Consider the following 22,807-nt stretch of genomic DNA (forward strand, 5'->3'; position numbering starts at 1 on the left):
AAGGAAGGCTGACAATTGGAGATATGACCCTATTATTGAAAACCGGAGGCAACATAGAACTATACGAACACGCGAACGTTTAACAAGATTATGATCAGACAAATTTGTAATAAGCAGGACCATGGATATGACTGGATCGACATTAATGCTCCAGATGATGGGGAGCTTCAGGATATAGCCGGATCTTACGGGCTCCATGCTGCACTGGTGCAAGATTGTTTACAGCCGGGTCATTTACCGAAGTATGAATCGCTGGAAGATTATGCATTCATCATTTTCAGAGTGCACACGGATTATGATTTGCTGGAAGCTGATACGGTACAGGAGCTCACGAACAAGGTAGCCATATTTTACTCCGCATCTTTTTTTATTACCATTCATCGATATCCGCAGCTATTTCTGGAACCTGTCATGAAAAAGGCGTTGCTATTAAAGAACACTCATCAGCTGCTGAATGCTGTTGCAAGGGCCTGCCTGACGACGTACGATGAGCCATCAAATAAGCTTGCCCAAGCTGTCGATTATTATGAAGAGCAGGTATTTTTGAGCAAGCGGAACATGCCTATTTTGAAAGGCCTATATTATCTGAGAAGGAAGATTGACCTTTTGAGGCGTATGCTCATGTTGTCACGGGACATTATTGAAAATATTGATGATCATCAGGGGAATGTAAACACGCGGGATACGCGGGACCTGTATGTGAAGCTGACCACTATCTATGATAGCTTGAACGATAACATCAACCAGCTTCTGAATACATACTTTTCGACGGCATCCCAACGAACCAACGAAACTATGCGTGTATTGACTATATTTTCGGTATTCTTCATGCCGCTTACTTTCATTGTAGGCATTTATGGGATGAATTTTAAATTTATGCCTGAACTGGAGTACCCCTGGGGTTATCCCGGGGTACTCTTGCTGATGTTGATGATTACCGTTGCCATCTATTTTTGGTTTAGAAAAAAAAGATGGCTGTAGGGCAACCCGAGGCTACGCCGAAAATCCCTTTAATTGTTCGATCATTCTGCTCTGCAGATCTTCATCGATATTTCCTGAATTGTCATTGAGCGTAAAAGAGCCCTGACCGTCATCTTTAAACGAGGCAACCAATGATTCACCACTATATACTTCGTAAAGCTTCGAATCCTTCTCTGTCTTCACCTGATAGTCGGCAAACGTGCCGTCTTTCAGCATTAACTGCATATCAAACTGTTCCATACTGTCTTTTTTGTTAGAGAACCTCTTTTTGGTGGTAATGTTTTAAGAGAAGTAAGCGGTTGTCTAATAAAGACGACACTGATCAGAAAATTAGATAATCTGTTCGCGGAGGCTCGTATGAACGAGTGTTTAAGGGAAGAGAATATTTTTTTACTCTTTAACAATGAGCATATTACAAACATTTTCATGAGATTACTGTGACTTTGGCATGTTCTTGGTATAAGGATTAACATCAAACATTAAACTTGACATCATGAAAAAGATAACAGCTACAAACAACATCGATAAGTTGACACAAGGTTTCGATATCCAGTTAATGGAAATTTTAAAGGCAGATCTCAAGAATTACAAGAATAAAGTAAATAAGCAAACACATACCATTAAGCAAGCCGCTTAATATATTCTCTATCAACTACCTACGAAAAGCAAAAAGGGAGCCCTAATGGATTCCCTTTTGTTTTATATGCACTTTTTGTCTAGCTAAGATGCTGCTTTACGGTGGAAAGACTGCGGCTTCTCCTTTGGGCGAAAGCTTTTCTTTCTTGAAGAAGACCGGAAGCTTTCTTTGCTTTTTGTCTTTTTCACTGATGAAGGCACCGCCAGCTTATTAAAATATAAAGGATAAGGATGATCTTCTACCAATGGGATCTCCTGCTGGGTGAGTTTCAGGATGTCGTTCAAAAACGGGCGCTCTTCTTCGTCACAGAATGACCATGCTGTACCACTTGCTCCTGCCCTTCCGGTACGACCTATACGGTGTACATAAGTTTCCGGGATATTTGGCAGCTCGAAGTTTATCACATTTTTCAACTCATCTACGTCAATGCCCCGGGCAGCGATATCGGTTGCAACCAAAACACGCAAATCACCTGACTTGAAGTTTGTCAATGCACGCTGACGGGCATTTTGAGATTTGTTGCCATGGATGGCTTCAGCTATGATATTTGCTTTAGCAAGAATTTTAACCAGCTTATCTGCGCCGTGCTTGGTTTTAGTAAATACAAGCACATTTTCGATGCTTTTATCTTGTAGCAAATGGATAAGCAGATTAGGCTTATTCTTCTTTTCTACTGAATAGATCGCTTGCGTGATCTTCTCTGCGGTTGAGGAAACCGGGGTAACTTCAACACGTACAGGGTTCGTTAAGATGGTGTTGGCAAGGTGAGATATTTCATCGGGCATGGTGGCCGAGAAGAACAAGGTTTGTCTCTTCACCGGGATCTTGGCGATAATCTTCTTAACGTCGTTAACGAAACCCATGTCGAGCATACGATCTGCCTCGTCGAGGACGAACAATTCGATATGCTGCAGGTTCACCAAGCGCTGGGATACCAGGTCGAGCAAGCGGCCGGGGGTAGCGATCAGCACGTCTACGCCTTTGTTCAGGTCATCTACCTGCTTACCTTGTGATACGCCTCCGAAAATAACCGTTTGCTTTATACCGGTAAATTTGCCGTATGATTCGAAGCTTTCCCTGATTTGGATAGCCAGTTCGCGGGTAGGTGTTAGAATCAGCGCCCTGATGTTGCGGCGTGTGTTTTTCTGCACTGGCTTTTCCTGTAACAGCTGCAACATAGGCAACGCGAAAGCAGCGGTTTTACCTGTACCTGTCTGGGCACAACCTAAAAGGTCTTTCTTCTGTAGTACTACTGGAATGGCTTTCTCTTGTATGGGGGTTGGATGTGTATATCCTTCGGCACTCAGAGCCTTAAGAAGCGGCTCAATGAGATTTAATTCTTTGAATAACAAATTGTTGATTTTTTATATGTCGCAAAGATACGGTATTTATTGCTAAAATAGGCAAGGTCTTGAAAATGAGTAATTTTGAATCATCGGCATTAAAAAGCATTTGTCTTTTGCATCAGGATTCTTTACAAAATTTCATGAACCGGGCGTGATGCGGAGGATTATATCTATCCTGTGTGCCGTAGCCCGCTCATGCAGAATAGTGATTTTTAAGTATACTTGTGTCACTAATCTTTTCAATACCATTATGGCAACTTTATATCCTTTCAAATTCAGGACCATATACAAAGACAAGATCTGGGGTGGCGAGAAAATTCGCGACATCCTGAAAAAAGACTTTGCTCCGCTACCAAATTGCGGTGAGACCTGGGAGATCTCCGGCGTGAAGAGTGATGTATCTGTGGTAGCAAACGGAGAACTGGCTGGCCAGTCACTTGCTGCCTTACTGGAAACACATCAGGCCGATCTGGTTGGCAAGAAGGTTTACAACCGCTTCGGAAACGAATTTCCTTTACTTGTAAAATTTATTGATGCAAATGACGATTTGTCCATTCAGGTTCACCCGAACGATACTCTGGCCAGAGAGAGACATAACTCTTTTGGAAAAACAGAGATGTGGTATATCATTCAGGCAGATCAAGGCTCGAGTCTGATAACCGGATTTAACCAACCCCTTAACGAGGAGATTTACCTGGAGAAATTGAATAGCGGAAAGCTTACGGAGATTCTGAATAAGGAAGAAGCGAAAGCAGGCGACGTCTTTTTCTTGCCTGCCGGCCGTGTGCACACTATTGGCAAGGGGCTGCTTATAGCTGAGATCCAGCAAACTTCTGATATTACGTACCGCATTTATGACTTCGATCGTGTGGATGATAAAGGAAATAAGAGAGAGCTTCACACGGAAGAGGCACTGGCGGCTATCGACTATTCGTTCCACGATGAGTATAAAACGCGTTACGAGGAAAGACAGAACGAACCGGTTCAAGTTGTGACGTGTCCTTATTTTACCACAAACATCCTCGATTACACGCAAACGGTAAGCCGTGATTATTTATTCGATTCATTTGTGATCCATGTTTGTGTCGGAGGATCGTATACACTGGAATACGGCGGGCAAAGGCTCGATGTTAAAATGGGTGACTCTGTACTCATTCCTGCCACCATACAACATGTAAAGCTTCATACCACTGAAGGGTTCCGGATATTGGAATCTTATATTGGGACTAGCGTCTTTTCTATGGAAAATTGATGCATGATCAATTTTCCATAGTTGAATACTCAAAACCGACCGGTGCGCTGATTGGCGCCCTCCGGTCTGCCGCTAAATAAACTCTTTTGAGCAGGATCGGTTGTTCGGTACCAGTTGCCCGGAATCAGTGCCGGGGAAGTTCAGAACGGAAGCGACAAGTATAAAAACCTGCTACTTGTAACACCATTCGGTCACTTCAGACCTATATAATGATCTGCAAAGTAGTCCCGTCATTAATCTTTTTAAAAAATCAAACATTTAGCAGGTTTTAAAATTATAATACTGAACTAAATTTTGAACACTTGAGAAGAATCGGTACCCTGACTTTAAAAATCTTTCTTTGGATACTTGGGATATTAATCTTTCTGATCTTACTGTTGTTTGTACTCATCAGGGTACCTGCAGTTCAGAACTTTGCTAAAAACAAGGCGGTCAGTTACCTCGAAGGCAAGATCGGAACAAAGGTTGAAATCAATAAAATAAGTCTTAATTTACCCAAGCTTATTGTTCTGGAAGATATCTATTTTGAAGACCAGAAGAAGGACACCCTGCTGGCTGGAGATACGTTAAAGGTAGACATCAGCCTGCTTAAACTATTGGACAATAAACTGGAGATCAATGAAATTGATCTTCGGGGCATCACTGCTAACATCCAGCGTGGCCCGGATAGCCTTTTTAACTTTGACTATATCATTAAGGCTTTCGTCAGCGAGCAGAAAAAAGAGCCTGAACCCGTCGATACGACCTCAACCATGAAGTTCTCGCTGGACAAAATCAACCTGGACAGGATCAATATTAGTTATCAGGATGCTCCGTCTGCGAACGACATCCGCTTTTCCATTGGCCACTTTGATACACGAGTCAAGGAATTTGACCTGGATAAAATGAAGTTCAGCATTCCAAAGATCAAGCTTTCATCGGTAAATGCCCGGATGGTACAAAGCAAGCCCGCAGTGGAAAGCAAGCCTGGGGCTGTACATGAAGCCGAAGCCGCTGAGCCGATGAATCTGGACCTGGAGCTTGGGACACTCGACCTTTCACAAATTAAGGTCTATTATCAGAATGATATTTCGGCTATGAAGGCTGACGTTAACCTGGGTGCGCTGGAAGTTGAATCAGACAAGATTGACCTCAGGAACCAAAGCATCATATTGGATAAGATTGACCTGAGTAACTCAAATATCCTCTTCCAGCTTGGGAAAAGCAAGGAAGCTAAGGTTGTGGCGGAAGAAACAGAGAAAGCAGCTGAAGCAACGGCTAACAACTGGAGGTTCAGTGCAGGAGACCTGGTTCTGGCAAATAATAATATCCGCTTTGACAACTTCAACATGCCGGTGCAAAGACGGGGTATGGACTTTGCTCATCTCGACATCAAGGACCTGAACCTGAACGTAGCTGATCTGGCTTATTCCATAGATACGATCTCAGGCAGAGTAAACTCTGGTTCATTTAGCGACAAAAGCGGGTTTAATCTGCGAAAGTTCGAGACGGAGTTCTTCTATGGCAGCAAGGAGGCGTATCTGAAGGATCTGATGGTTCAGACTCCGTCGACTACCATCAGCAATAATATACGTGTTACTTATCCCTCTATCGCTAGCATTTCTACCAATCTGGGCGAGTTAGGTATCGACGCTAACCTGGAAAAAACACGTATCGGATTTAAAGACATTCTTCTTCTCGCTCCTGACCTCGCCAACACGGTACCTCTCAAGGGTTATCAAAATGCGGTATTGAATATCAATGGAAAGGTGAAAGGTAAGGTCAAGAACCTGGAGATCCAGAATCTGGAGATCTCGGGGCTGGGGGGCACAAATATTAAAGCTTCAGCCAAAACAAGAGGTCTGCCAAATATGGATAAAGCCTGGCTGGATATCGATATTGACAACTTCACTACCCGGCGGGCGGACATTCTTGCGCTTGTTCCCCGGGGCACCATCCCGGCTAACATCAGAATACCGGAAAACATTAAGCTTACAGGAAAATTCAAAGGGGGAATCAGCAATTTTAGCACGGATCTTGACTTAGCCTCCAGTTTCGGCAGTGCCAAGGCCATTGCGACGTATAACGCCGCAGTTAAGGGCAATGAGTCTTACAAGGCCAATGTCCGCATCTTCAATTTTGATGTTGGACGCATGATCAGCAACGACAGCCTGGGCCGCATCACCCTTGCAGCAAATGTGGTGGGTAATGGTATTGACCCCAAAACGATGCGTGCAAAGGCAGTTGCCAAGCTGATCAAGGCGGAGTTTAATGGGTATACCTACCGTAACCTGGATATAAACGGAAGTGCGAGTCGTGGTAACATCCAGGCTAAGGCAGGTATGGACGACCCGAATCTTCGGTTCAATCTATCTGCAGCCGCAAATATGTCTAAGACATATCCGGCCTTAAAGCTGGAACTTGATCTGGATAGCGCCAACCTGCAAAGGCTTGGCCTGATGAAAGACGATATGCGCTTCCATGGTAAACTTGCAGCAGATCTTCCGACTGCAGATCCAGACTATCTTAATGGAAGCATCCTTTTGACTGAAGCGTTGCTTGCCCGTAGCGGTGAGCGTATCCAAATGGACACGCTGAGCATTGTCTCTACTGCCAGTGCAGACAGCAACTCTTTGCGTCTTCGATCTGAGATCATGTCCGCAGATATCCGAGGCAAGTATAAGCTCACTCAGCTGGGGACGGCTTTACAAGACCTCATTAGCAGATACTACGCTACAGAACCAGCAGCAAAGCCGGCAAAGTATGACCCCCAGCGCCTGACATTTAACGCAAAAATCTCCAATGGCCCCCTTATTCAGCAGTTTGCTCCAGATCTAAGGGAACTGGCTACTGTTGTATTGCAAGGTAATTTTGATAGCGAAGCACGGGAACTGAATGTTAATGGATCTATCCCGCGTATACTGTATGGAACCAATGATTTGAATAATTTCCAGATGAAGGTGAATACAGCAGATACCGCTATTAATTATCTGGTTACCATGGATAAAATTAATACCGGATCATTCCAACTGTTGAACGCAAGCGTAGGTGGTGATGTGAGTAATAACATTATAACTACAGAAATCAAAACGGAGGATCAGAAGGGAGATACTGACTACCGGATAGCCGGTGCGCTGGAAGCTTTGCAGGACGCATTTCAGTTCAGCTTAAATCCTGACGGCTTGGTCCTTAACAAGAGACCCTGGTCGGTTAGTGATGATAATAATATACAGTTTGGAGGCAAAGGAATACAGGCAACAAACTTTGTTTTATCCAATAACAATCAACAGCTGAGTATCAATACCAGTCCTTCGGGTTTAAATAACCCTCTTTTGGTGGATTTTAAGAACTTTCAGATTGAAACCCTTACCAATATTGCGAAACAGGATTCACTGCTAGCAGGTGGTACAATAAATGGAAATGCTACTGTACGAAATTTTGATACCAGTCCGGTCTTCACCTCTGATATCAATATCAGTGATTTCAGCTTCCGGGGAGACACAGTAGGTAATATTGCATTGAAGGTAAATAATGAGCAGGCCAATTCTTTCGCGGCAAACGTAGCCATTACAGGCAAAGGCAATCAGGTGGATCTGAATGGCTATTATTATACCAACAATAGCAGCTTTGACCTGGACCTCGACATCGCTAATCTCAATATGAAGAGCATTGAGGGATTTACGATGGGAAGTGTGAAAGAAGCGCGGGGTTTCCTGAAAGGAAAGCTTGATATTACGGGAACTACTTCCGCTCCTGCGATAAGGGGGGACATCAACTTCAACGATGTTGGCTTTAACGTAGCCATGCTTAATTCAGATTTCCGGATTGAAGACGATGCGAAGATCGAATTTAATTCTGCAGGCATCAGCTTCAAAAACTTCGCACTGATTGATTCGGCCAACAATAAGATGGAGCTGGCAGGAGCGATTAAAACTACCACCTATACCGACTTTGGCTTTGACCTCCGACTGAATGCCGACAACTTCAAGGTGATTAACTCCACGGCTTTGGATAATGATTTGTTCTATGGGAAGCTGTTCATAGATTCAAGATTGGGTATTAAGGGGACGATGAACGCACCGGCGGTGGATGGCTCACTGAAGATAAATCCAGAAACGGATTTCACCTTGGTTCTGCCGGCAACTGATCCTGGAATTGAGGATCGGGAAGGTATTGTAGAGTTCGTGGATAAAGACAATCCTGAGTTGGCAAAGGTATTTAAGGATCCTGCTGATACGCTCAACACCTCTGCCATTACCGGTATGGATGTTTCGATCAATATTGAACTAGATAAAGAGGCTCAACTGAATGTCCTTGTAGATCCGGCTAATGGTGATATGCTGAGAATGAAGGGAGCCGCACAACTGAACGGTGGCATTGATCCTAGTGGTAAGGTGAATCTGACTGGTAACTTAACCGTTGAGGAGGGATCTTATGATTTGAGTCTAAGCTTCCTGAAAAGACGGTTTGAGATTAAAAAAGGAAGTACGCTTACCTGGAATGGTGAGCCTTTAATGGCAGATGCTGATGTTACAGCGGTATACGTTGCGGAGACTGCCCCTATAGATCTTATTGAGCAACAATTGGGAGGAGAGCCTCAGACAGTGCTCAATATGTATAAGCAAAAGCTTCCTTTCAATGTCAACTTAATGTTGAAGGGTGAATTAATGAAGCCACTAATATCTTTCGACATTATTTTGCCCGAAGAGAACTACAATGTTTCATCAGATGTGATTGATCAGGTAAATGCACGGCTGACTCAACTTCGAAATGAACCATCGGAATTAAACAAGCAGGTTTTCGCTGTATTGTTGCTGAACAGGTTTGTTTCTGAGAATCCGTTTGCAAGTAGTGCCGGCGGTGGTGGTATCGAATCTGCCGCGCGCCAGAGTGTAAGCCGTATGCTATCAGACCAGCTGAATAACCTGGCAGGTGATATGATAGCGGGGGTTGAACTTGAATTTGATCTTCAATCCAGTGAGGACTACACAACCGGACAAATGGCTAACCGAACTGATCTTAACGTTGGCTTGTCTAAACGTTTGCTAAACGACAGGCTGAAGGTGACTGTAGGTAGTAACTTCGAGCTCGAAGGTCCACGCCAACAAAACCGGAAAACTAGCAACATAGCCGGCGACATCCAGGCGGAATATCAACTGAGCAAGAACGGGCGGTACCTGCTTCGGGCATATCAGAAAAACCAATATCAAGTTGCACTCCAGGGTCAGGTGATTGAAACCGGAGTTGGTTTTGTAATCACGATGGATTACAACAAGTTCAAACAGATTTTTGGCGCCAAGACCAGAGAAGAGAAAAGAGAAGAGCGCAGGCGTAAGCGCGCTCAGAAATCCGCTAAAGAAACAACTAAAGAGAATGACTAAACAGCATATATACTATTTTCTGATAAGTTGTGTGGCACTTGCCGCATGTAATGTTACAAAGCATGTTCCGGAAGGCGACTACCTGTATACAGGGGGGAAGGTCAAGATCAAGGATGACGACATCAAGAAGAAAGAAAAGAAGGTACTTGAGCCTGACCTTACCAGTCTGTTACGTCCAAAGCCAAACTCTTCTATTCTAGGTTTAAGACCCAAATTATGGATTTACAACATATCCAAGAATGCAAAAGGGGGACCTCTTAAGTGGATTAAGAAATGGGGAGAACCGCCCGTACTGTTCAGCAGCGTCAAGGTGGACTACAACCGGGATCTCGTATCGAACAGGTTACAGAACAAAGGGTTCTTCCTGGCTACAGCAACGTCTGACACGACTATACGTCGCAAAAAGGCGTCGCTGACCTATAATGCGGTTGCTGGCCCCCGGTACCTGATCAGAAGTGTCAACTTTACAACCGACAGTTCTATCCTGGGAAAGGCTGTAAACGCGACTGCAGATAACAGTTTCCTGAAAGTAGGCGATAACTATGACCTGGATGTTATTAAGGCTGAACGTGAACGGATTGACGGACGCCTTAAGGAAGAAGGCTTTTATTACTTTAGTCCGGAAAACCTGATAGTTGAGGTGGACAGTACATCCGAGCGCCACAAGGTGGATCTCTATATGAATGTAAAGGACAAAACGTCGGATAAGGCCCGGGATGCATACACGATAAACAACATTTACATCTATCCGAACTTCAAGTTAAGAGACACCATGAGGGGCCGTACTCCTGAAGCTGTACTGTACAACGATTTTTATGTTATCGACCGTACAAAAATGTTCAAGCCTCAGGTGTTTGAGCGCACGATGTTCTTCAACAAAGGTGATATTTACAATCGTACGGACCACAACCTGTCTCTGAGCAGGCTAACCAGTCTGGGGACTTTCAAGTTCGTTAAGAACCAGTTTCAGGACTCAGATACTGCGGATGCAGCATTAGATGCTTATTACTATCTGACGCCTATGCCTAAGAAGTCTATACGGGCAGAAATAACAGGGAGAACCAACTCGGCAAACTTCACAGGCTCTGAATTTACTTTGAGCTGGAGGAACAGAAATGCATTCCGCGGTGCGGAACTCCTCACCGTTTCGGCGTACATTGGAACAGACGTTCAGTATTCGGGCAACAACAGCGGTGGTAATATCTTCCGGTACGGAGCTGAAGCTAATTTGAGTATTCCACGTTTTATAACGCCTTTCAAACTCAACACGTCCAGTGCCTTTATTCCGCGGACAAGAATTACTCTGGGTTTTGACCGGCTGGAGCGCCAGAACAACTATAAACTAAACTCTTTCCGCACGTCATTTGGCTATACCTGGAAGGAAAGTATTGAGAAAGAGCATCAGCTGAATATTTTTGGTTTGACTTATGTGCATGCTTCCAATGTCTCCGCCGAGTATGATTCGCTCGCCCAAACCAACTCCACCTATAGAAATGCAATAGCCGACCAGTTCATCATCGGCCCTAACTATAACTTCAACTTCACGAACACACATCGTCAGAACCAAAAGAACACCTTTTACTTCAACGGAAATCTGGATATGTCTGCCAATATACTCGGGTTGATCCAGGGGGCAAAGGAGCCTGAGGAGAAGAAGATATTTGACACGCCTTATTCACAGTATATCAAAGGGGAAGTAGATTTCAGGCATTACTATAAGATTGGGTTAAATTCTCAATGGGCTAGCCGACTGATTCTTGGTTATGGGCACGCTTATGGGAACTCCAGAGCACTGCCTTTCATTAAACAGTTCTTCATTGGAGGCGCTAATAGCCTAAGAGCATTCAGGGCACGCTCCCTGGGCCCGGGAACATATCTTGACCCAACCCTCGAATCAGATGATCTGCTTTCAGCTGATCAATCTGGAGACATCAAGTTTGAGTTCAACACGGAGTTCAGACCGAAGCTCTTCAGCATTGTCAGAGGCGCACTGTTCCTTGATGCGGGTAATGTATGGCTACTCAACAATGACCCTCAACGTCCGGGAGCTAAGTTCTCCAAAGATTTCATGAAAGAGCTGGCTGTGGGTACCGGTGCAGGTGTGCGTATTGATGCTTCGATTCTCGTTCTTCGTCTGGATTTAGCCTTCCCTCTACGCAAACCTTGGTTGCCAGAGGGTGAGCGCTGGGTGTTCGATAGCATTGACTTCGGTAATAAGGCATGGAGAAAAGACAATCTGGTATTTAACCTTGCAATCGGATACCCTTTCTAGTCGTATAAAACGCAGTTTGGCAAGATTTGTGAGCGATAGCTTACTGGATTTACTTAAATTGCCAAACTTTTGTAGAACACTTAAAAACCGCAAAGCATGAAAGTTACAGTAGTTGGAGCAGGTGCCGTTGGAGCAACCTGTACTGATAATATTGCCAGAAAAGAGTTAGCCGAGGAGCTTATTCTGCTGGATATCAAAGAAGGATTTGCAGAAGGCAAGTCAATTGATATGATGCAAACCTCAGCCCTCCTGGGTTTTGATACCAAAATCAAGGGTTGCACGAACGACTATGCAAGTACTGCTGACTCCAATGTGGTGGTTATCACTTCCGGCTTGCCTCGTAAGCCAGGGATGACCCGTGAGGAACTTATCGGAACCAACGCTGACATCGTGAAAGGCGTTACAGAAAATATCCTTCAATACTCTCCTGATGCGGTAATAATCGTGGTATCAAATCCAATGGATACGATGACATATCTAACGCTGAAGACTTCCGGCTTATCTAAAAACCGTATCATAGGAATGGGAGGAGCACTGGATTCGGCACGTTTTAAGTACTACCTTAGCCAGGAACTTGGCTGCTCTCCTGCTGATTTGAATGCGATGGTTATCGGTGGACATGGCGACACTACCATGATTCCTCTGATCAAGCATGCCACATGGAACAGCATTCCTGTGACCCAATTCTTAAGCCAGGAGCAACAGGATAAGGTGGTGTCTTCAACAATGGTTGGTGGAGCCACTCTGACGAAGCTTATTGGTACTTCCGCCTGGTATGCTCCAGGTGCGGGAACCGCTGCGATAGTGGAAAGTATATTGAGAGACGAAAAGAAACTACTTCCTTGCAGCGTATCTCTGGAAGGTGAATACGGACAGTCTGATATTGCTATCGGTGTGCCTGTAGTCATTGGAAAGAATGGCTGGGAAAAGATCATAGAACTAAATCTTAGTGAGGATGAGAAGACTGCATTTGCAAAGAGCGCGGAGGCAGTAAGAAACATGAACGATGTTTTGAGTTTTTAATGATAAACGTAAATATTGAAATTTTGAATTTAAATGACGACGGCTTTCACCCTCTGGTGGAAGTCGTTTTGTTTAATCAGACCTTTAAAGCTGTGATCGATACAGGCGCGTCCAGGACCGTGTTGGATAAGACAACTATTGAGACGCATGTTGACGAAACTACGCTTTTAATAAGCGACAAGCTGTCTACCGGTTTGGGAACCAACTCTATGGAAAGCTACACGTTGCCACTGGATCAGATCCGGATCGGGGAGCTTCTTATCAACGACATAGAGGTAGCGGTTCTTGACCTCTCCACTATCAATACAGCATATGAAACGTTGTCTGTCACTCCGGTTATCGGAGTCATTGGTGGAGATATTCTAGTTAGGTATAATGCCATTATCAATTATCCATTGAAGAAGATATCGTTTAGCTATGAATAAGGATCTCAGAACCAGAGAGGATATTGAACTACTTGTGAATTCTTTCTACAAAAAAGTTCAGGAGGATGAACTTATCGGCTATATTTTTACCGATGTTGCTCAGGTCAACTGGGACCATCACTTGCCGAAGATGTATGATTTCTGGGAAACGATCCTTTTCGGAAGGAAAGGTTTCAAGGGAAATCCAATGGAAGTTCATTTTAAGTTAAATAAAGTGCATGCCCTCGAACAAAAGCACTTCGACAGGTGGAAAGGTATCTTTTTCGAAGTTGTAGACGAGCATTTCATTGGTGAAATGGCCCTGCTCGCGAAACAGAAAGCATCCTCGATAGCCGACCTGATGCTTTTGAAGATCACCAGACCGTTTTGAGGGATTCTGTGATTCAAAGACCTGTAGACTTCTCTGATAAATTGCTTGTCGAAGAAACAAGATGTGGGAACTATTCGTATCGATATAAAAATTAAAGGCTGAACCGCGATTTGCGATTCAGCCTTTAATTTATTTCCGCTCTAAGATTTAGACATCAATCTTAGCGTACCTTGCATTCTTTTCAATAAATTCCCGTCGGGGAGCTACTTCATCGCCCATTAACATGGAAAAAATATGATCACATTCTGCAGCGTTCTCAATTGTTGCGCGTCTTAACGTACGGGTTTCAGGATTCATTGTAGTATCCCATAACTGCTCCGCGTTCATCTCTCCAAGACCTTTGTATCTCTGAACATGAACGTTCTCTTCTTTTCCTGCTCCTTTCAAACGCTGGATTGCAGCATCCCGTTCGACGTCATCCCAAGCATAAGCCTGCTCTTTACCTTTTTTCACCAGGTATAAAGGAGGCGATGCGACATAAACATATCCAAACTCAATCAACTCCTTCATATAGCGGAAGAAGAAAGTCAAGATTAAGGTTGTGATGTGCGATCCATCTACGTCTGCATCCGTCATGATGACCACCTTATGGTACCTTAATTTCTCCATATTGAGCGCTTTGGCATCATCTGCAGTTCCGATACTTACACCCAGAGCAGTAAAGATATTTTTTATCTCCTCGTTTTCATATATCTTATGCTCCATGGCTTTTTCCACGTTGAGAATTTTACCTCTCAAAGGCAGAATAGCCTGATAATGTCTGTTTCGTCCTTGTTTTGCAGTACCGCCTGCGGAATCTCCCTCTACCAGATATAGCTCACATTTCTCAGGGTCTTTGTCTGAACAGTCAGCCAACTTTCCGGGAAGTCCGGACCCACCCATAACAGTTTTACGCTGCACCATCTCTCGCGCTTTGCGGGCCGCGGCACGAGCAGTCGCAGCTAGGATGACTTTGCCAACAATCAGTTTAGCTTCTTTAGGATTCTCTTCCAGATAATTGCCGAGAATTTCTCCTACAGCAATATCCACGGCTCCCATTACATCGTTATTTCCAAGCTTAGTCTTTGTCTGACCCTCGAACTGTGGTTCCTGAACCTTAACAGAGATCACCGCAGTGAGTCCCTCACGGAAGTCATCCCCATTGATATCTACTTTTACGTTCTTCAGTAAACCAGATCTCTCTGCATAAGACTTCAAAGTACGGGTCAATCCTCTTCTAAAGCCCGCCACGTGCGTTCCACCCTCAATAGTGTTGATATTATTCACGTAAGAATGGACATTCTCTGAATACGTTTCATTGTATTGAAGTGCAAGTTCTACCGGAATGCCTTGTTTAATTCCTTCGACATAAATAGGCTCAGGAATTATAGGGGTACGTGTTCCGTCAAGGTACTTGACGAACTCTCTCAAGCCACCTTCAGAATGATAATCTTCCCTAATGAACGTTCCGTCATCGTTCTTTTCGCGCTCATCTGTCAATGATAGACGAATGCCTTTGTTCAGGTAGGCTAATTCTCTAAGACGTGCCGCTAAAGTTTCAAACTTATACTCGGTCGTCATTGTGAATATAGTGTTATCCGGACTGAAAGTTATGGTCGTTCCGGTTGTCTCTGACTCACCTACCACTTTTACGTCGTATAGTGGTTTTCCACAGCTATATTCCTGTTTGAATATTTTTCCGTCGCGGCGGATAGTAGCAACAAGTAAAGTAGATAGCGCATTCACGCATGACACCCCCACTCCGTGCAAACCACCGGAAACCTTGTATGTATCCTTATCGAACTTACCTCCCGCGTGGAGAACTGTCATTACAACTTCTAAAGCCGACTTCTTTTCTTTGGCCATCATTCCAGTTGGAATACCTCGGCCGTTGTCTTCTACAGAAATGGAATTATCAGCGTGAATCGTCACCATGATATCTGTACAATACCCCGCCAGAGCTTCATCGATAGAGTTATCAACAACTTCATACACAAGGTGATGCAATCCCTTTATACCAACATCGCCAATATACATCGCGGGGCGTTTACGTACTGCCTCCAGGCCTTCTAAAACCTGAATATTATCCGCTGAATAATTAGTTTTGTCTTCCTTTTCTTCGCTCATATTTTATCTTAAAACAATAGACCAAATTTAGCCATTTTAGGCGGAACTACAGCATTTTCAGGCAATAAAGCGCCGAAGGTGAACCGAATTCTGATTACAGGATTGTTTACATCATCCGAAAGATTATATTTGCGTGAAATTAAACTTAAAAATGACAATATCATTCGGAACATTCTCTAAACTAACAGCGGGATTAATGATTGCTGCAGCAGTTGCTTCATGTGGCAATAAGGAGCAAGTGAAGACAAGTGCGCCGGCTACGACGGCCTCTGCGGCCAAAGCTACAGAACCGATAGTGTTTGTTAACTCTGATTCACTGGTTAACAATTATAACTATTTCAAAGATATCAAAACGAGACTTGAGGCTAAATCTAAGAAGGCTCAACAGGATTTAAGTTCTAAAGGAACAGCCTTCCAACGTGAGGTAGCAGACTATCAGCAAAAGGCTCAGGGCATGAGTGCTGATGAAAGAGCCTCAACTGAACAACGTCTTGCCCGGAAACAACAAGAGCTTGAAGCATTTAACCAGAACGCGAGTTCAGCCCTGGCTAACGAATCAGCAGGTGAGAATGAAAAACTGTACGATAAGGTAGCCGAGTATTTAAAGGCTTATGCTAAGGAAAAAGGGTACAAAATGGTACTTACTTACTCTAAGAGCAACCCATCTTTGCTATTTGCGGATGAAAGCCTCGATGTTACGACCGAAGTAGTAAAGGGTCTTAACGACAAATACGCCAAGGATAAGAAGTAGTCGTTTCAAACTGCTTAAAGCAAAAAAGGCTGCAAATTTAACTTGCAGCCTTTTTTGCTTTAAGCTATAACCTGTATATGATATGGAAGAGCAGCATTTAAAATTTATGGAACACGCCATCTCGCTGGCGGAGAGGAATATACATGAATGCCTGGGGGGACCCTTTGGTGCTGTAATTGTTAAAGACAACGTAATTATAGCTGAAAGCCAAAACCTTGTAACATCGTCAAACGATCCCACCGCACATGCCGAAGTTTCTGCGATTCGCAAAGCATGCGAAAAGCTGCAAACGTTTGATCTTTCGGGCTGCGTCTTATACACAAGCTGCGAGCCGTGTCCGATGTGCTTGGGTGCTGTTTATTGGTCGAGAATTTCCGAACTCTTCTATGCCGGTACCAGAACTCATGCAGCAGCGGCAGGATTTGATGATGAGTTCATCTACAATGAACTTGGTTTACCTGTCGCTCAGCGACAGCTGCCAACTCATCAAATATTAGCAGAAGAAGCCAACATGCTGTTTAAAGCGTGGAAAGATTCCGAAAACAAGACTTTATACTAGTCGTTTTCGATACCTTTCTATCGTTATTATTAACCTTGCTTAGCGTCTTCCTCGTCGTTAAGCAGATCGTCAATCTCACGCCTGTCTTTTTTTGTAGGTCTGCCTGTACCCCTGTCTCTTTTAAGTGCAGGTGCATGAAACATCGATTTGAAACCGTAGGTTTCTTGTTCAGGAGTAATATCGTCGTAGAATCTAACGACCGTTTTAGCATCTGCCCGATTGTAAAGGAGACCGGTTACCTTAATTTGCTTGCGTTCAATTCCTTTTGAGACGTGATAAACTTCACCCACTTTCACCTCATAAGAGGGTTTTACGTTCTGCCCGTTCAACTTTACCCGGCCAGCCTTGCAAGCATCTGTTGCCAGCGTCCGCGTTTTGAATATCCGTATTGCCCAAAGGTATTTATCTATCCGAAGTCTCTCTTTTTCAACCATGCCTACTCTTAAATCTACTATTTCCTATTCGGGCAGCCTAGGCGAAGAGCCTATTAATGACACCGCATCTAACAAAAGTCCTTAAAAAAGCTTTATTTTGCTAAAAATATATTGAAATGATTGCTAAACTACAAAAACACGTCGAAGACGCCTGGGAAGATAGAACGCTGCTTACATTCAGTGAATACGCAACATCCATTGAGCGGGTTGTAGACATGCTGGATAAAGGAGAGCTCAGAGTAGCGGAACCCATTGCTGGAGTATGGCATGTTAATGAATGGATCAAAAAAGCGGTGATCTTATATTTCCCTATCCGCCAAATGGAGGAAATTGAAGTAGGACCCTTTGTTTTCCATGATAAGATGAAGCTAAAAACCAATTTCAAGGATTTGGGTGTTCGCGTTGTACCTCATGGAATTGCACGTTATGGTGCATACCTGGCTAAGGGGGTTATCATGATGCCTTCTTATGTCAACATTGGTGCATTCGTAGATGAAGGCACGATGGTAGATACATGGGCAACCGTAGGCTCTTGCGCACAGATAGGCAAAAACGTTCACCTGAGTGGCGGCGTGGGCATCGGCGGCGTACTCGAACCAGTACAGGCTGCCCCTGTAATCATTGAAGACAATTGTTTCATAGGCTCGCGCGCTATCGTTGTTGAAGGAGTTCGGGTAGGCAAAGAGGCTGTGCTGGGAGCTAATGTGGTACTTACTGCATCGACCAAAATCATCGATGTAAGCGGTCCTGAACCAGTTGAACACAAAATGGTAGTGCCTGAGCGCTCTGTTGTTATTCCCGGATCTTATACGAAAAAGTTCCCTGCAGGAGAGTTCCAGGTACCGTGTGCCCTTATAATCGGCAAGCGTAAAGAATCGACTGACAAAAAGACGTCTCTTAATGATGCTCTTCGCGAACATAGCGTGGCTATCTAGCGAATAGCAGATACTGCATAATCCACCACATGAAAAGAGGCGCCGGATTATGCAGTTTTCCATTTCAACAACCTTCTTTGATCTAAAAAGCTTCGATCCATATAGCTGTAAGGGCGTCTCCGGATGAAGCTGCATCAAACTCAAAAATCATCACAACAGCATGCAGGCAGAAATAAAAAAAGCACTGGAAGTACTCCAATCGGGAGGCATTATCCTCTACCCTACTGATACCATATGGGGCATAGGTTGCGATGCAACAAATCCAGAAGCTGTTGACCGCATATACGCGCTAAAAGGACGGGATGCCGGTAAGAGCCTCATCGTCCTTCTAGACAGTGACAATAAGTTACAATCCTATGTGAATGATGTTCCCGAAATCGCATACACTTTAATTGAATATGCTGAAAATCCCCTTACCATCATCTACTCAAACGCGAAGAATCTTGCTAAAAATGTCATTCACGAAGACGGCAGTATCGGAATAAGAGTACCAAACCACGCCTTTTGCCAACAGCTTATTCAACGATTTCGTAAACCCATCGTTTCTACATCCGCCAACATTAGTGGCGAACCCTCTCCTCAGAACTTTTCGCAGATATCAGATGCGATTATCAGTGGTGTCGACTATGTAGTCAACCTAGAACAAACTGATTTAACCGTTAAAAAGTCATCGACCATCATGAAGCTCGATCCAGACGGGCACTTTTCCTTCATCAGGCGATAATATTTGTCAGTTCAGAAGGCTAAATTTAAATTAGACAATCTTAAATAATCAAATTAAACTATTTTTGCAATCCTTGTAAGTGCTCCTTTTCACAGAAGAGGTTAAGGCTAACTTGTTTTATGAAACAACACCTGAACAATCCTTTATTTAACAAACTCAGTAGGCTTGCCGACGAATGTGGAGTGGATACTTACGTAATAGGTGGATTCGTACGCGATATCTTTTTAAAACGTGCGTCCAAAGACATAGACATACTTGTTGTTGGAAACGGAGTCGAATTTGCAGAGAGAGCTGCTGCCGAACTCAGAACAAATGTTTCGGTCTTTAAGAGCTTCGGAACTGCGATGCTGCGATATAAAGACCTCGAAGTTGAATTCGTAGGCGCACGTAAAGAGTCTTACCGGTCAGATTCAAGAAAACCCATTGTAGAAGACGGCACGCTCCAAGATGACCAGCAGCGCAGAGATTTCACCATTAATGCAATGGCTATCTCTCTGAATACAGCAACTTACGGAAAGCTCGTAGATCCGTTCAACGGCATCACAGATCTCAACGACAGAATAATCCGCACTCCGCTGGATCCGATGGAGACATTTTCGGATGACCCGCTCCGAATGATGCGAGCCGTGCGTTTCGCTTCTCAACTTGGATTCACCATTGAAGAAAGAGCCGTCGAGGCTATCAAAAGATCTAAAGACAGAATCACTATTGTTTCGAAGGAGCGTATTACCGACGAGCTAAATAAAATAATTCTGTCACCCAAGCCATCCATAGGCTTCAACTATCTATTCGATACCGGATTACTCCACATCATCTTTCCACAGATGGCTGAGCTCTTTGGAGTCGAATATATCAACGGGAAAGGTCATAAAGACAATTTCTATCACACACTTGAAGTCCTGGACAATATCTGCGAAACCAGCGATGACCTTTGGCTGCGCTGGGCTGCAATTCTTCATGATATTGCCAAGCCAGCGACAAAACGCTTCGACCCAAGCCATGGATGGACGTTTCATGGTCACGAAGATCGCGGTGCGAGAATGGTGCCAAAAATTTTTGCACAGCTGAAGCTTCCTCTCAATGAAAAAATGAAATTTGTACAAAAGCTCGTACAACTTCACCTGAGGCCCATAGTCATAGCTCAGGATATAGTAACCGACTCCGCTGTCAGACGCCTGTTATTCGACGCCGGAGAAGATATTGAGGCGCTTATGTTGCTTTGCCATGCCGACGTCACAACAAAAAACGAATATAAGAAAAAGAAGTACCGGAATAATTTTGAGCTTGTTAAACAGAAACTCAAAGATGTCGAAGAACGCGATCAGATCAGGAACTGGCAGCCCCCCGTCACGGGCCTCGACATTATGGAAACCTTTGGTATAAAAGCAGGTCGTGAAGTAGGTATAATAAAGAATCAGATACGAGAAGCAATTCTCGAAGGGGAGATAAAGAATTCCCGTGAAGACGGCCTTGCTTATATGGTTGCAAGAGGGAAAGAGCTGGGGCTACAGCCCATACAAAATAGTAATTAAAATATTTTGAAACATATTAAGGAAGGCGGCGTTAATGTTACGCCAATTTCTAGTACGCATATAACACAAAACTTGTCATGGCTATTTACAGATTCAAGGTAACTTTTGAAGATTACGATGATGTTGTCCGGGAAATTGACATCAAATCCACTCAAACATTTGAGGACTTACATCTGGCTATCCACAGAAGTACCGGTTACAAACCAGATATGTCATCATCCTTTTTTGTCTGCAACGACTACTGGATTAAAAGCGATGAGATAGCATACCTACCGAGCCAGAGGAAGATAGAAAGAGGCGTTGCCCTAATGGGAAACACGAAGCTAAGTCGCTTCATTGATGATCCACATCAAAAATTTTATTACACCTATAATTTTGAGCGGCCTTATGATTTCCATGTTGAGTTAGTCAAGATTCTGGATGAAGATGCAGGAAAACAGTATCCCTATCTGTCGCGCAGCGTTGGCGAAGCCCCCAAGATGCCTGGATCCATCCCCGTTCCACCGGTAGATGCCGAAGACGACGAAGAATACGACTTCCTGAACGAGACCGAATATGGCATCAACGAAGAAGAAACCGAAGACATGGACACCGTGGATTCTGTTGACGAATTAAATGGAACGTCTGGACAAGGAGAAGAGGAGAAAGATGAGTTCATGGACGAATTTTCAGATAGCGACAACTTCGAAGCAGACGATTTTGAATCGAATGGTAAGGATGATTACTAGTCGCCTTTAATAATATGAATTCTAACTCGCTGATCGTCGTTACCGGCCCTACAGCTATAGGAAAAACTGACCTAGCCATAAAGATTGCCTTGAACTACGGAACTGAAATAGTATCCGCTGATTCGAGGCAGTTTTATAAAGAAATGAGCATTGGTACTGCAAAGCCCACCGAAAATGAGACTGCGATGGTGAGGCATCACTTCGTCGACTCCATCTCTATTCAGGAGTCTTATTCAGCCGGGAAATTCGAAGCAGAGGCACTAACCACACTCGACAAGATTTTCGAACATCAACCTATTGCGGTAATGGTAGGGGGCTCAGGCCTCTTTGTTAAAGCCGTTACGGATGGTTTTGATGTATTTCCGGAGGTAGATCCGGCAGTCCGTGAAAATCTCAACCAGACTTACGCTAAAGAAGGAATCGCATTCCTGCAGTCAGAGCTGCGAACGCTGGATCCAACCTATGCGATGGAAGTCGACCTGGATAATCCTCAGCGTATCATCAGAGCCCTGGAGGTCTCTCTAAGCACCGGAAGGCCTTACTCCTCCTTCAGAGCCACAAACACTAAAAACAGCAGGCCTTTTCAATCTATAAAAATAGGACTGGATATGGAGCGTGCCCAGCTGTATAACCGAATCAACAAGCGTGTAGATATGATGATTGAACAAGGGCTGTTCAAGGAGGTCGAACGCCTTCTCCCTTTCAGACACCTAAACGCCTTGAATACCGTAGGATATTCAGAAATATTTGATCATCTCGACGGAAAAATAAGCCTGGATGAAGCAGTCGAACGTATTAAACAAAATACACGAAGATTTGCCAAACGCCAACTCACCTGGTTTCGTAAAGACCCGGATATCATCTGGTTTCACCCTGAAGACTATCCATCCATCCTTAACTTTATCAACAGCAGGCTGAACAATACAAAGTAAACCAGGTCTTCGCCGGGAAGCGCGTTATCTTCAATAAATCGGGCATTTACCACCAATGCCCCTTAAGAGCTTTTTATGCACTAAGCCTGTGCTGCAGGTCCTCCAAAAGTTAAGGGTAATGCCACCTCTTCCTGAATCTTAATTCTTCCGTTCTGCTCTTCGAATTTCTCAACATTATCCGCAAGGGCTCCTAACAGACGTTTTGCATGCTCCGGAGTGAGAATAATCCTTGACTTCACTCTGGCCTTTGGTACGCCTGGCATCACTCGGATAAAATCAATCACAAATTCAGAACTTGAGTGAGTAATGATAGCCAGATTAGAGTATATACCTTCAGCGATCTCCTCAGAAAGCTCTATGTTCAGCTCGTTATTTCTATTCTGTTCTTCCATTGTGTAAAAATAAAAAAGTCCCCCTAAAATAGGGGGACTTGCAGATAT

The 22,807-nt window shown here is 44.0% G+C and carries 20 protein-coding genes; 15 read left to right on the top strand and 5 right to left on the bottom strand.

Going from position 1 to position 22,807, the window contains the following annotated elements:
* The first annotated feature begins 90 nt into the window (after positions 1 to 90).
* Positions 91 to 981: a CorA family divalent cation transporter gene (locus ACKI5J_RS14500; RefSeq protein ID WP_407430203.1), complete on the top strand. Its 891-nt coding sequence runs from the start codon at positions 91 to 93 to the stop codon at positions 979 to 981.
* Between the two features lie 12 nt (positions 982 to 993).
* On the opposite strand, the gene ACKI5J_RS14505 is transcribed toward ACKI5J_RS14500, so the two are convergent.
* Positions 994 to 1,221, bottom strand: a complete 228-nt coding sequence (locus ACKI5J_RS14505) for a hypothetical protein (RefSeq protein WP_407430204.1) — start codon at positions 1,219 to 1,221, stop codon at positions 994 to 996.
* Positions 1,222 to 1,474: 253 nt separating this feature from the next.
* Here ACKI5J_RS14505 and ACKI5J_RS14510 point away from each other — a divergent pair, with 253 nt between their 5' ends.
* Positions 1,475 to 1,618 carry a hypothetical protein gene (locus ACKI5J_RS14510; RefSeq protein WP_407430205.1) on the top strand — a complete coding sequence of 48 codons (144 nt, stop codon included), beginning with the start codon at positions 1,475 to 1,477 and terminating at the stop codon, positions 1,616 to 1,618.
* An 83-nt stretch (positions 1,619 to 1,701) separates the two neighbouring features.
* Here the strand turns inward: ACKI5J_RS14510 and ACKI5J_RS14515 are convergent, their stop codons facing one another.
* Positions 1,702 to 2,970 (bottom strand): DEAD/DEAH box helicase, encoded by a 1,269-nt coding sequence (locus ACKI5J_RS14515; RefSeq protein ID WP_407430206.1) that lies wholly within the window; start codon positions 2,968 to 2,970, stop codon positions 1,702 to 1,704.
* Between the two features lie 244 nt (positions 2,971 to 3,214).
* On the opposite strand from ACKI5J_RS14515, the gene ACKI5J_RS14520 reads away from it, so the two are divergent.
* From ACKI5J_RS14520 to ACKI5J_RS14545, 6 genes are all read left to right on the top strand, one after another.
* On the top strand, positions 3,215 to 4,216 hold the full coding sequence (locus tag ACKI5J_RS14520) for a type I phosphomannose isomerase catalytic subunit (protein WP_407430207.1): 1,002 nt from the start codon (positions 3,215 to 3,217) through the stop codon (positions 4,214 to 4,216).
* Positions 4,217 to 4,518: 302 nt separating this feature from the next.
* Entirely contained in the window at positions 4,519 to 9,576 is a 5,058-nt protein-coding gene (locus tag ACKI5J_RS14525) for a translocation/assembly module TamB domain-containing protein (protein ID WP_407430208.1), read from the top strand.
* The gene (locus ACKI5J_RS14530; RefSeq protein WP_407430209.1) at positions 9,569 to 11,848 is read left to right on the top strand and encodes a BamA/TamA family outer membrane protein; all 2,280 of its coding nucleotides are present in this window, start codon (positions 9,569 to 9,571) and stop codon (positions 11,846 to 11,848) included. The genes ACKI5J_RS14525 and ACKI5J_RS14530 overlap by 8 nt, the downstream gene beginning before the upstream one ends.
* Before the next feature lie 96 nt (positions 11,849 to 11,944).
* The gene (gene mdh, locus ACKI5J_RS14535; RefSeq protein ID WP_407430210.1) at positions 11,945 to 12,871 is read left to right on the top strand and encodes a malate dehydrogenase; all 927 of its coding nucleotides are present in this window, start codon (positions 11,945 to 11,947) and stop codon (positions 12,869 to 12,871) included.
* Between the two features lie 23 nt (positions 12,872 to 12,894).
* A complete protein-coding gene (locus ACKI5J_RS14540; protein WP_407430211.1) occupies positions 12,895 to 13,296 on the top strand; it encodes an aspartyl protease family protein in 402 nt (133 codons plus the stop codon).
* On the top strand, positions 13,289 to 13,666 hold the full coding sequence (locus ACKI5J_RS14545; protein WP_407430212.1) for a group III truncated hemoglobin: 378 nt from the start codon (positions 13,289 to 13,291) through the stop codon (positions 13,664 to 13,666). Before ACKI5J_RS14540 ends, ACKI5J_RS14545 begins: the two co-directional genes overlap by 8 nt.
* Before the next feature lie 147 nt (positions 13,667 to 13,813).
* On the opposite strand, the gene gyrB is transcribed toward ACKI5J_RS14545, so the two are convergent.
* Entirely contained in the window at positions 13,814 to 15,772 is a 1,959-nt protein-coding gene (gene gyrB / locus ACKI5J_RS14550) for a DNA topoisomerase (ATP-hydrolyzing) subunit B (RefSeq protein WP_407430213.1), read from the bottom strand.
* A 151-nt stretch (positions 15,773 to 15,923) separates the two neighbouring features.
* Between gyrB and ACKI5J_RS14555 the strand changes: the two genes are divergently transcribed.
* Positions 15,924 to 16,523, top strand: a complete 600-nt coding sequence (locus tag ACKI5J_RS14555; protein ID WP_407430214.1) for an OmpH family outer membrane protein — start codon at positions 15,924 to 15,926, stop codon at positions 16,521 to 16,523.
* A gap of 82 nt (positions 16,524 to 16,605) precedes the next feature.
* Positions 16,606 to 17,082 (top strand): nucleoside deaminase, encoded by a 477-nt coding sequence (locus tag ACKI5J_RS14560; RefSeq protein ID WP_407430215.1) that lies wholly within the window; start codon positions 16,606 to 16,608, stop codon positions 17,080 to 17,082.
* A gap of 29 nt (positions 17,083 to 17,111) precedes the next feature.
* On the opposite strand, the gene ACKI5J_RS14565 is transcribed toward ACKI5J_RS14560, so the two are convergent.
* A complete protein-coding gene (locus ACKI5J_RS14565; protein ID WP_407430216.1) occupies positions 17,112 to 17,516 on the bottom strand; it encodes an RNA-binding S4 domain-containing protein in 405 nt (134 codons plus the stop codon).
* Positions 17,517 to 17,632: 116 nt separating this feature from the next.
* On the opposite strand from ACKI5J_RS14565, the gene ACKI5J_RS14570 reads away from it, so the two are divergent.
* The 5 genes from ACKI5J_RS14570 to miaA all read left to right on the top strand — a co-directional run bounded on the left by ACKI5J_RS14570 (position 17,633) and on the right by miaA (position 22,367).
* On the top strand, positions 17,633 to 18,451 hold the full coding sequence (locus tag ACKI5J_RS14570) for a 2,3,4,5-tetrahydropyridine-2,6-dicarboxylate N-succinyltransferase (RefSeq protein WP_407430217.1): 819 nt from the start codon (positions 17,633 to 17,635) through the stop codon (positions 18,449 to 18,451).
* Positions 18,452 to 18,611: 160 nt separating this feature from the next.
* Positions 18,612 to 19,175 carry an L-threonylcarbamoyladenylate synthase gene (locus tag ACKI5J_RS14575; RefSeq protein WP_407430218.1) on the top strand — a complete coding sequence of 188 codons (564 nt, stop codon included), beginning with the start codon at positions 18,612 to 18,614 and terminating at the stop codon, positions 19,173 to 19,175.
* 119 nt (positions 19,176 to 19,294) lie between these two features.
* Positions 19,295 to 20,707 carry a CCA tRNA nucleotidyltransferase gene (locus ACKI5J_RS14580; protein ID WP_407430219.1) on the top strand — a complete coding sequence of 471 codons (1,413 nt, stop codon included), beginning with the start codon at positions 19,295 to 19,297 and terminating at the stop codon, positions 20,705 to 20,707.
* 77 nt (positions 20,708 to 20,784) lie between these two features.
* Complete coding sequence (locus ACKI5J_RS14585; protein WP_407430220.1) at positions 20,785 to 21,435, top strand: IS1096 element passenger TnpR family protein; 651 nt, start codon at positions 20,785 to 20,787, stop codon at positions 21,433 to 21,435.
* A gap of 14 nt (positions 21,436 to 21,449) precedes the next feature.
* A complete protein-coding gene (gene miaA / locus ACKI5J_RS14590; protein WP_407430221.1) occupies positions 21,450 to 22,367 on the top strand; it encodes a tRNA (adenosine(37)-N6)-dimethylallyltransferase MiaA in 918 nt (305 codons plus the stop codon).
* An 80-nt stretch (positions 22,368 to 22,447) separates the two neighbouring features.
* On the opposite strand, the gene ACKI5J_RS14595 is transcribed toward miaA, so the two are convergent.
* Positions 22,448 to 22,759 (bottom strand): DUF3467 domain-containing protein, encoded by a 312-nt coding sequence (locus ACKI5J_RS14595; RefSeq protein WP_407430222.1) that lies wholly within the window; start codon positions 22,757 to 22,759, stop codon positions 22,448 to 22,450.
* Positions 22,760 to 22,807: the final 48 nt, after the last annotated feature.

The sequence above is a fragment of the Arcticibacter sp. genome (genome assembly GCF_045629565.1).
GTDB lineage: Bacteria > Bacteroidota > Bacteroidia > Sphingobacteriales > Sphingobacteriaceae > Arcticibacter.

Bases quoted from the DNA above. Each gene is read 5' to 3' on its own strand.
- ACKI5J_RS14580 (WP_407430219.1), top strand. From the start codon at position 19,295: ATGAAACAACACCTGAACAATCCTTTATTTAACAAACTCAGTAGGCTT.
- ACKI5J_RS14570 (WP_407430217.1), top strand. From the start codon at position 17,633: ATGATTGCTAAACTACAAAAACACGTCGAAGACGCCTGGGAAGATAGA.
- miaA (WP_407430221.1), top strand. From the start codon at position 21,450: ATGAATTCTAACTCGCTGATCGTCGTTACCGGCCCTACAGCTATAGGA.
- ACKI5J_RS14585 (WP_407430220.1), top strand. From the start codon at position 20,785: ATGGCTATTTACAGATTCAAGGTAACTTTTGAAGATTACGATGATGTT.
- mdh (WP_407430210.1), top strand. From the start codon at position 11,945: ATGAAAGTTACAGTAGTTGGAGCAGGTGCCGTTGGAGCAACCTGTACT.
- ACKI5J_RS14560 (WP_407430215.1), top strand. From the start codon at position 16,606: ATGGAAGAGCAGCATTTAAAATTTATGGAACACGCCATCTCGCTGGCG.
- ACKI5J_RS14595 (WP_407430222.1), bottom strand. From the start codon at position 22,759: ATGGAAGAACAGAATAGAAATAACGAGCTGAACATAGAGCTTTCTGAG.
- gyrB (WP_407430213.1), bottom strand. From the start codon at position 15,772: ATGAGCGAAGAAAAGGAAGACAAAACTAATTATTCAGCGGATAATATT.
- ACKI5J_RS14545 (WP_407430212.1), top strand. From the start codon at position 13,289: ATGAATAAGGATCTCAGAACCAGAGAGGATATTGAACTACTTGTGAAT.
- ACKI5J_RS14520 (WP_407430207.1), top strand. From the start codon at position 3,215: ATGGCAACTTTATATCCTTTCAAATTCAGGACCATATACAAAGACAAG.
- ACKI5J_RS14575 (WP_407430218.1), top strand. From the start codon at position 18,612: ATGCAGGCAGAAATAAAAAAAGCACTGGAAGTACTCCAATCGGGAGGC.
- ACKI5J_RS14510 (WP_407430205.1), top strand. From the start codon at position 1,475: ATGAAAAAGATAACAGCTACAAACAACATCGATAAGTTGACACAAGGT.
- ACKI5J_RS14555 (WP_407430214.1), top strand. From the start codon at position 15,924: ATGACAATATCATTCGGAACATTCTCTAAACTAACAGCGGGATTAATG.
- ACKI5J_RS14505 (WP_407430204.1), bottom strand. From the start codon at position 1,221: ATGGAACAGTTTGATATGCAGTTAATGCTGAAAGACGGCACGTTTGCC.
- ACKI5J_RS14500 (WP_407430203.1), top strand. From the start codon at position 91: ATGATCAGACAAATTTGTAATAAGCAGGACCATGGATATGACTGGATC.
- ACKI5J_RS14530 (WP_407430209.1), top strand. From the start codon at position 9,569: ATGACTAAACAGCATATATACTATTTTCTGATAAGTTGTGTGGCACTT.
- ACKI5J_RS14565 (WP_407430216.1), bottom strand. From the start codon at position 17,516: ATGGTTGAAAAAGAGAGACTTCGGATAGATAAATACCTTTGGGCAATA.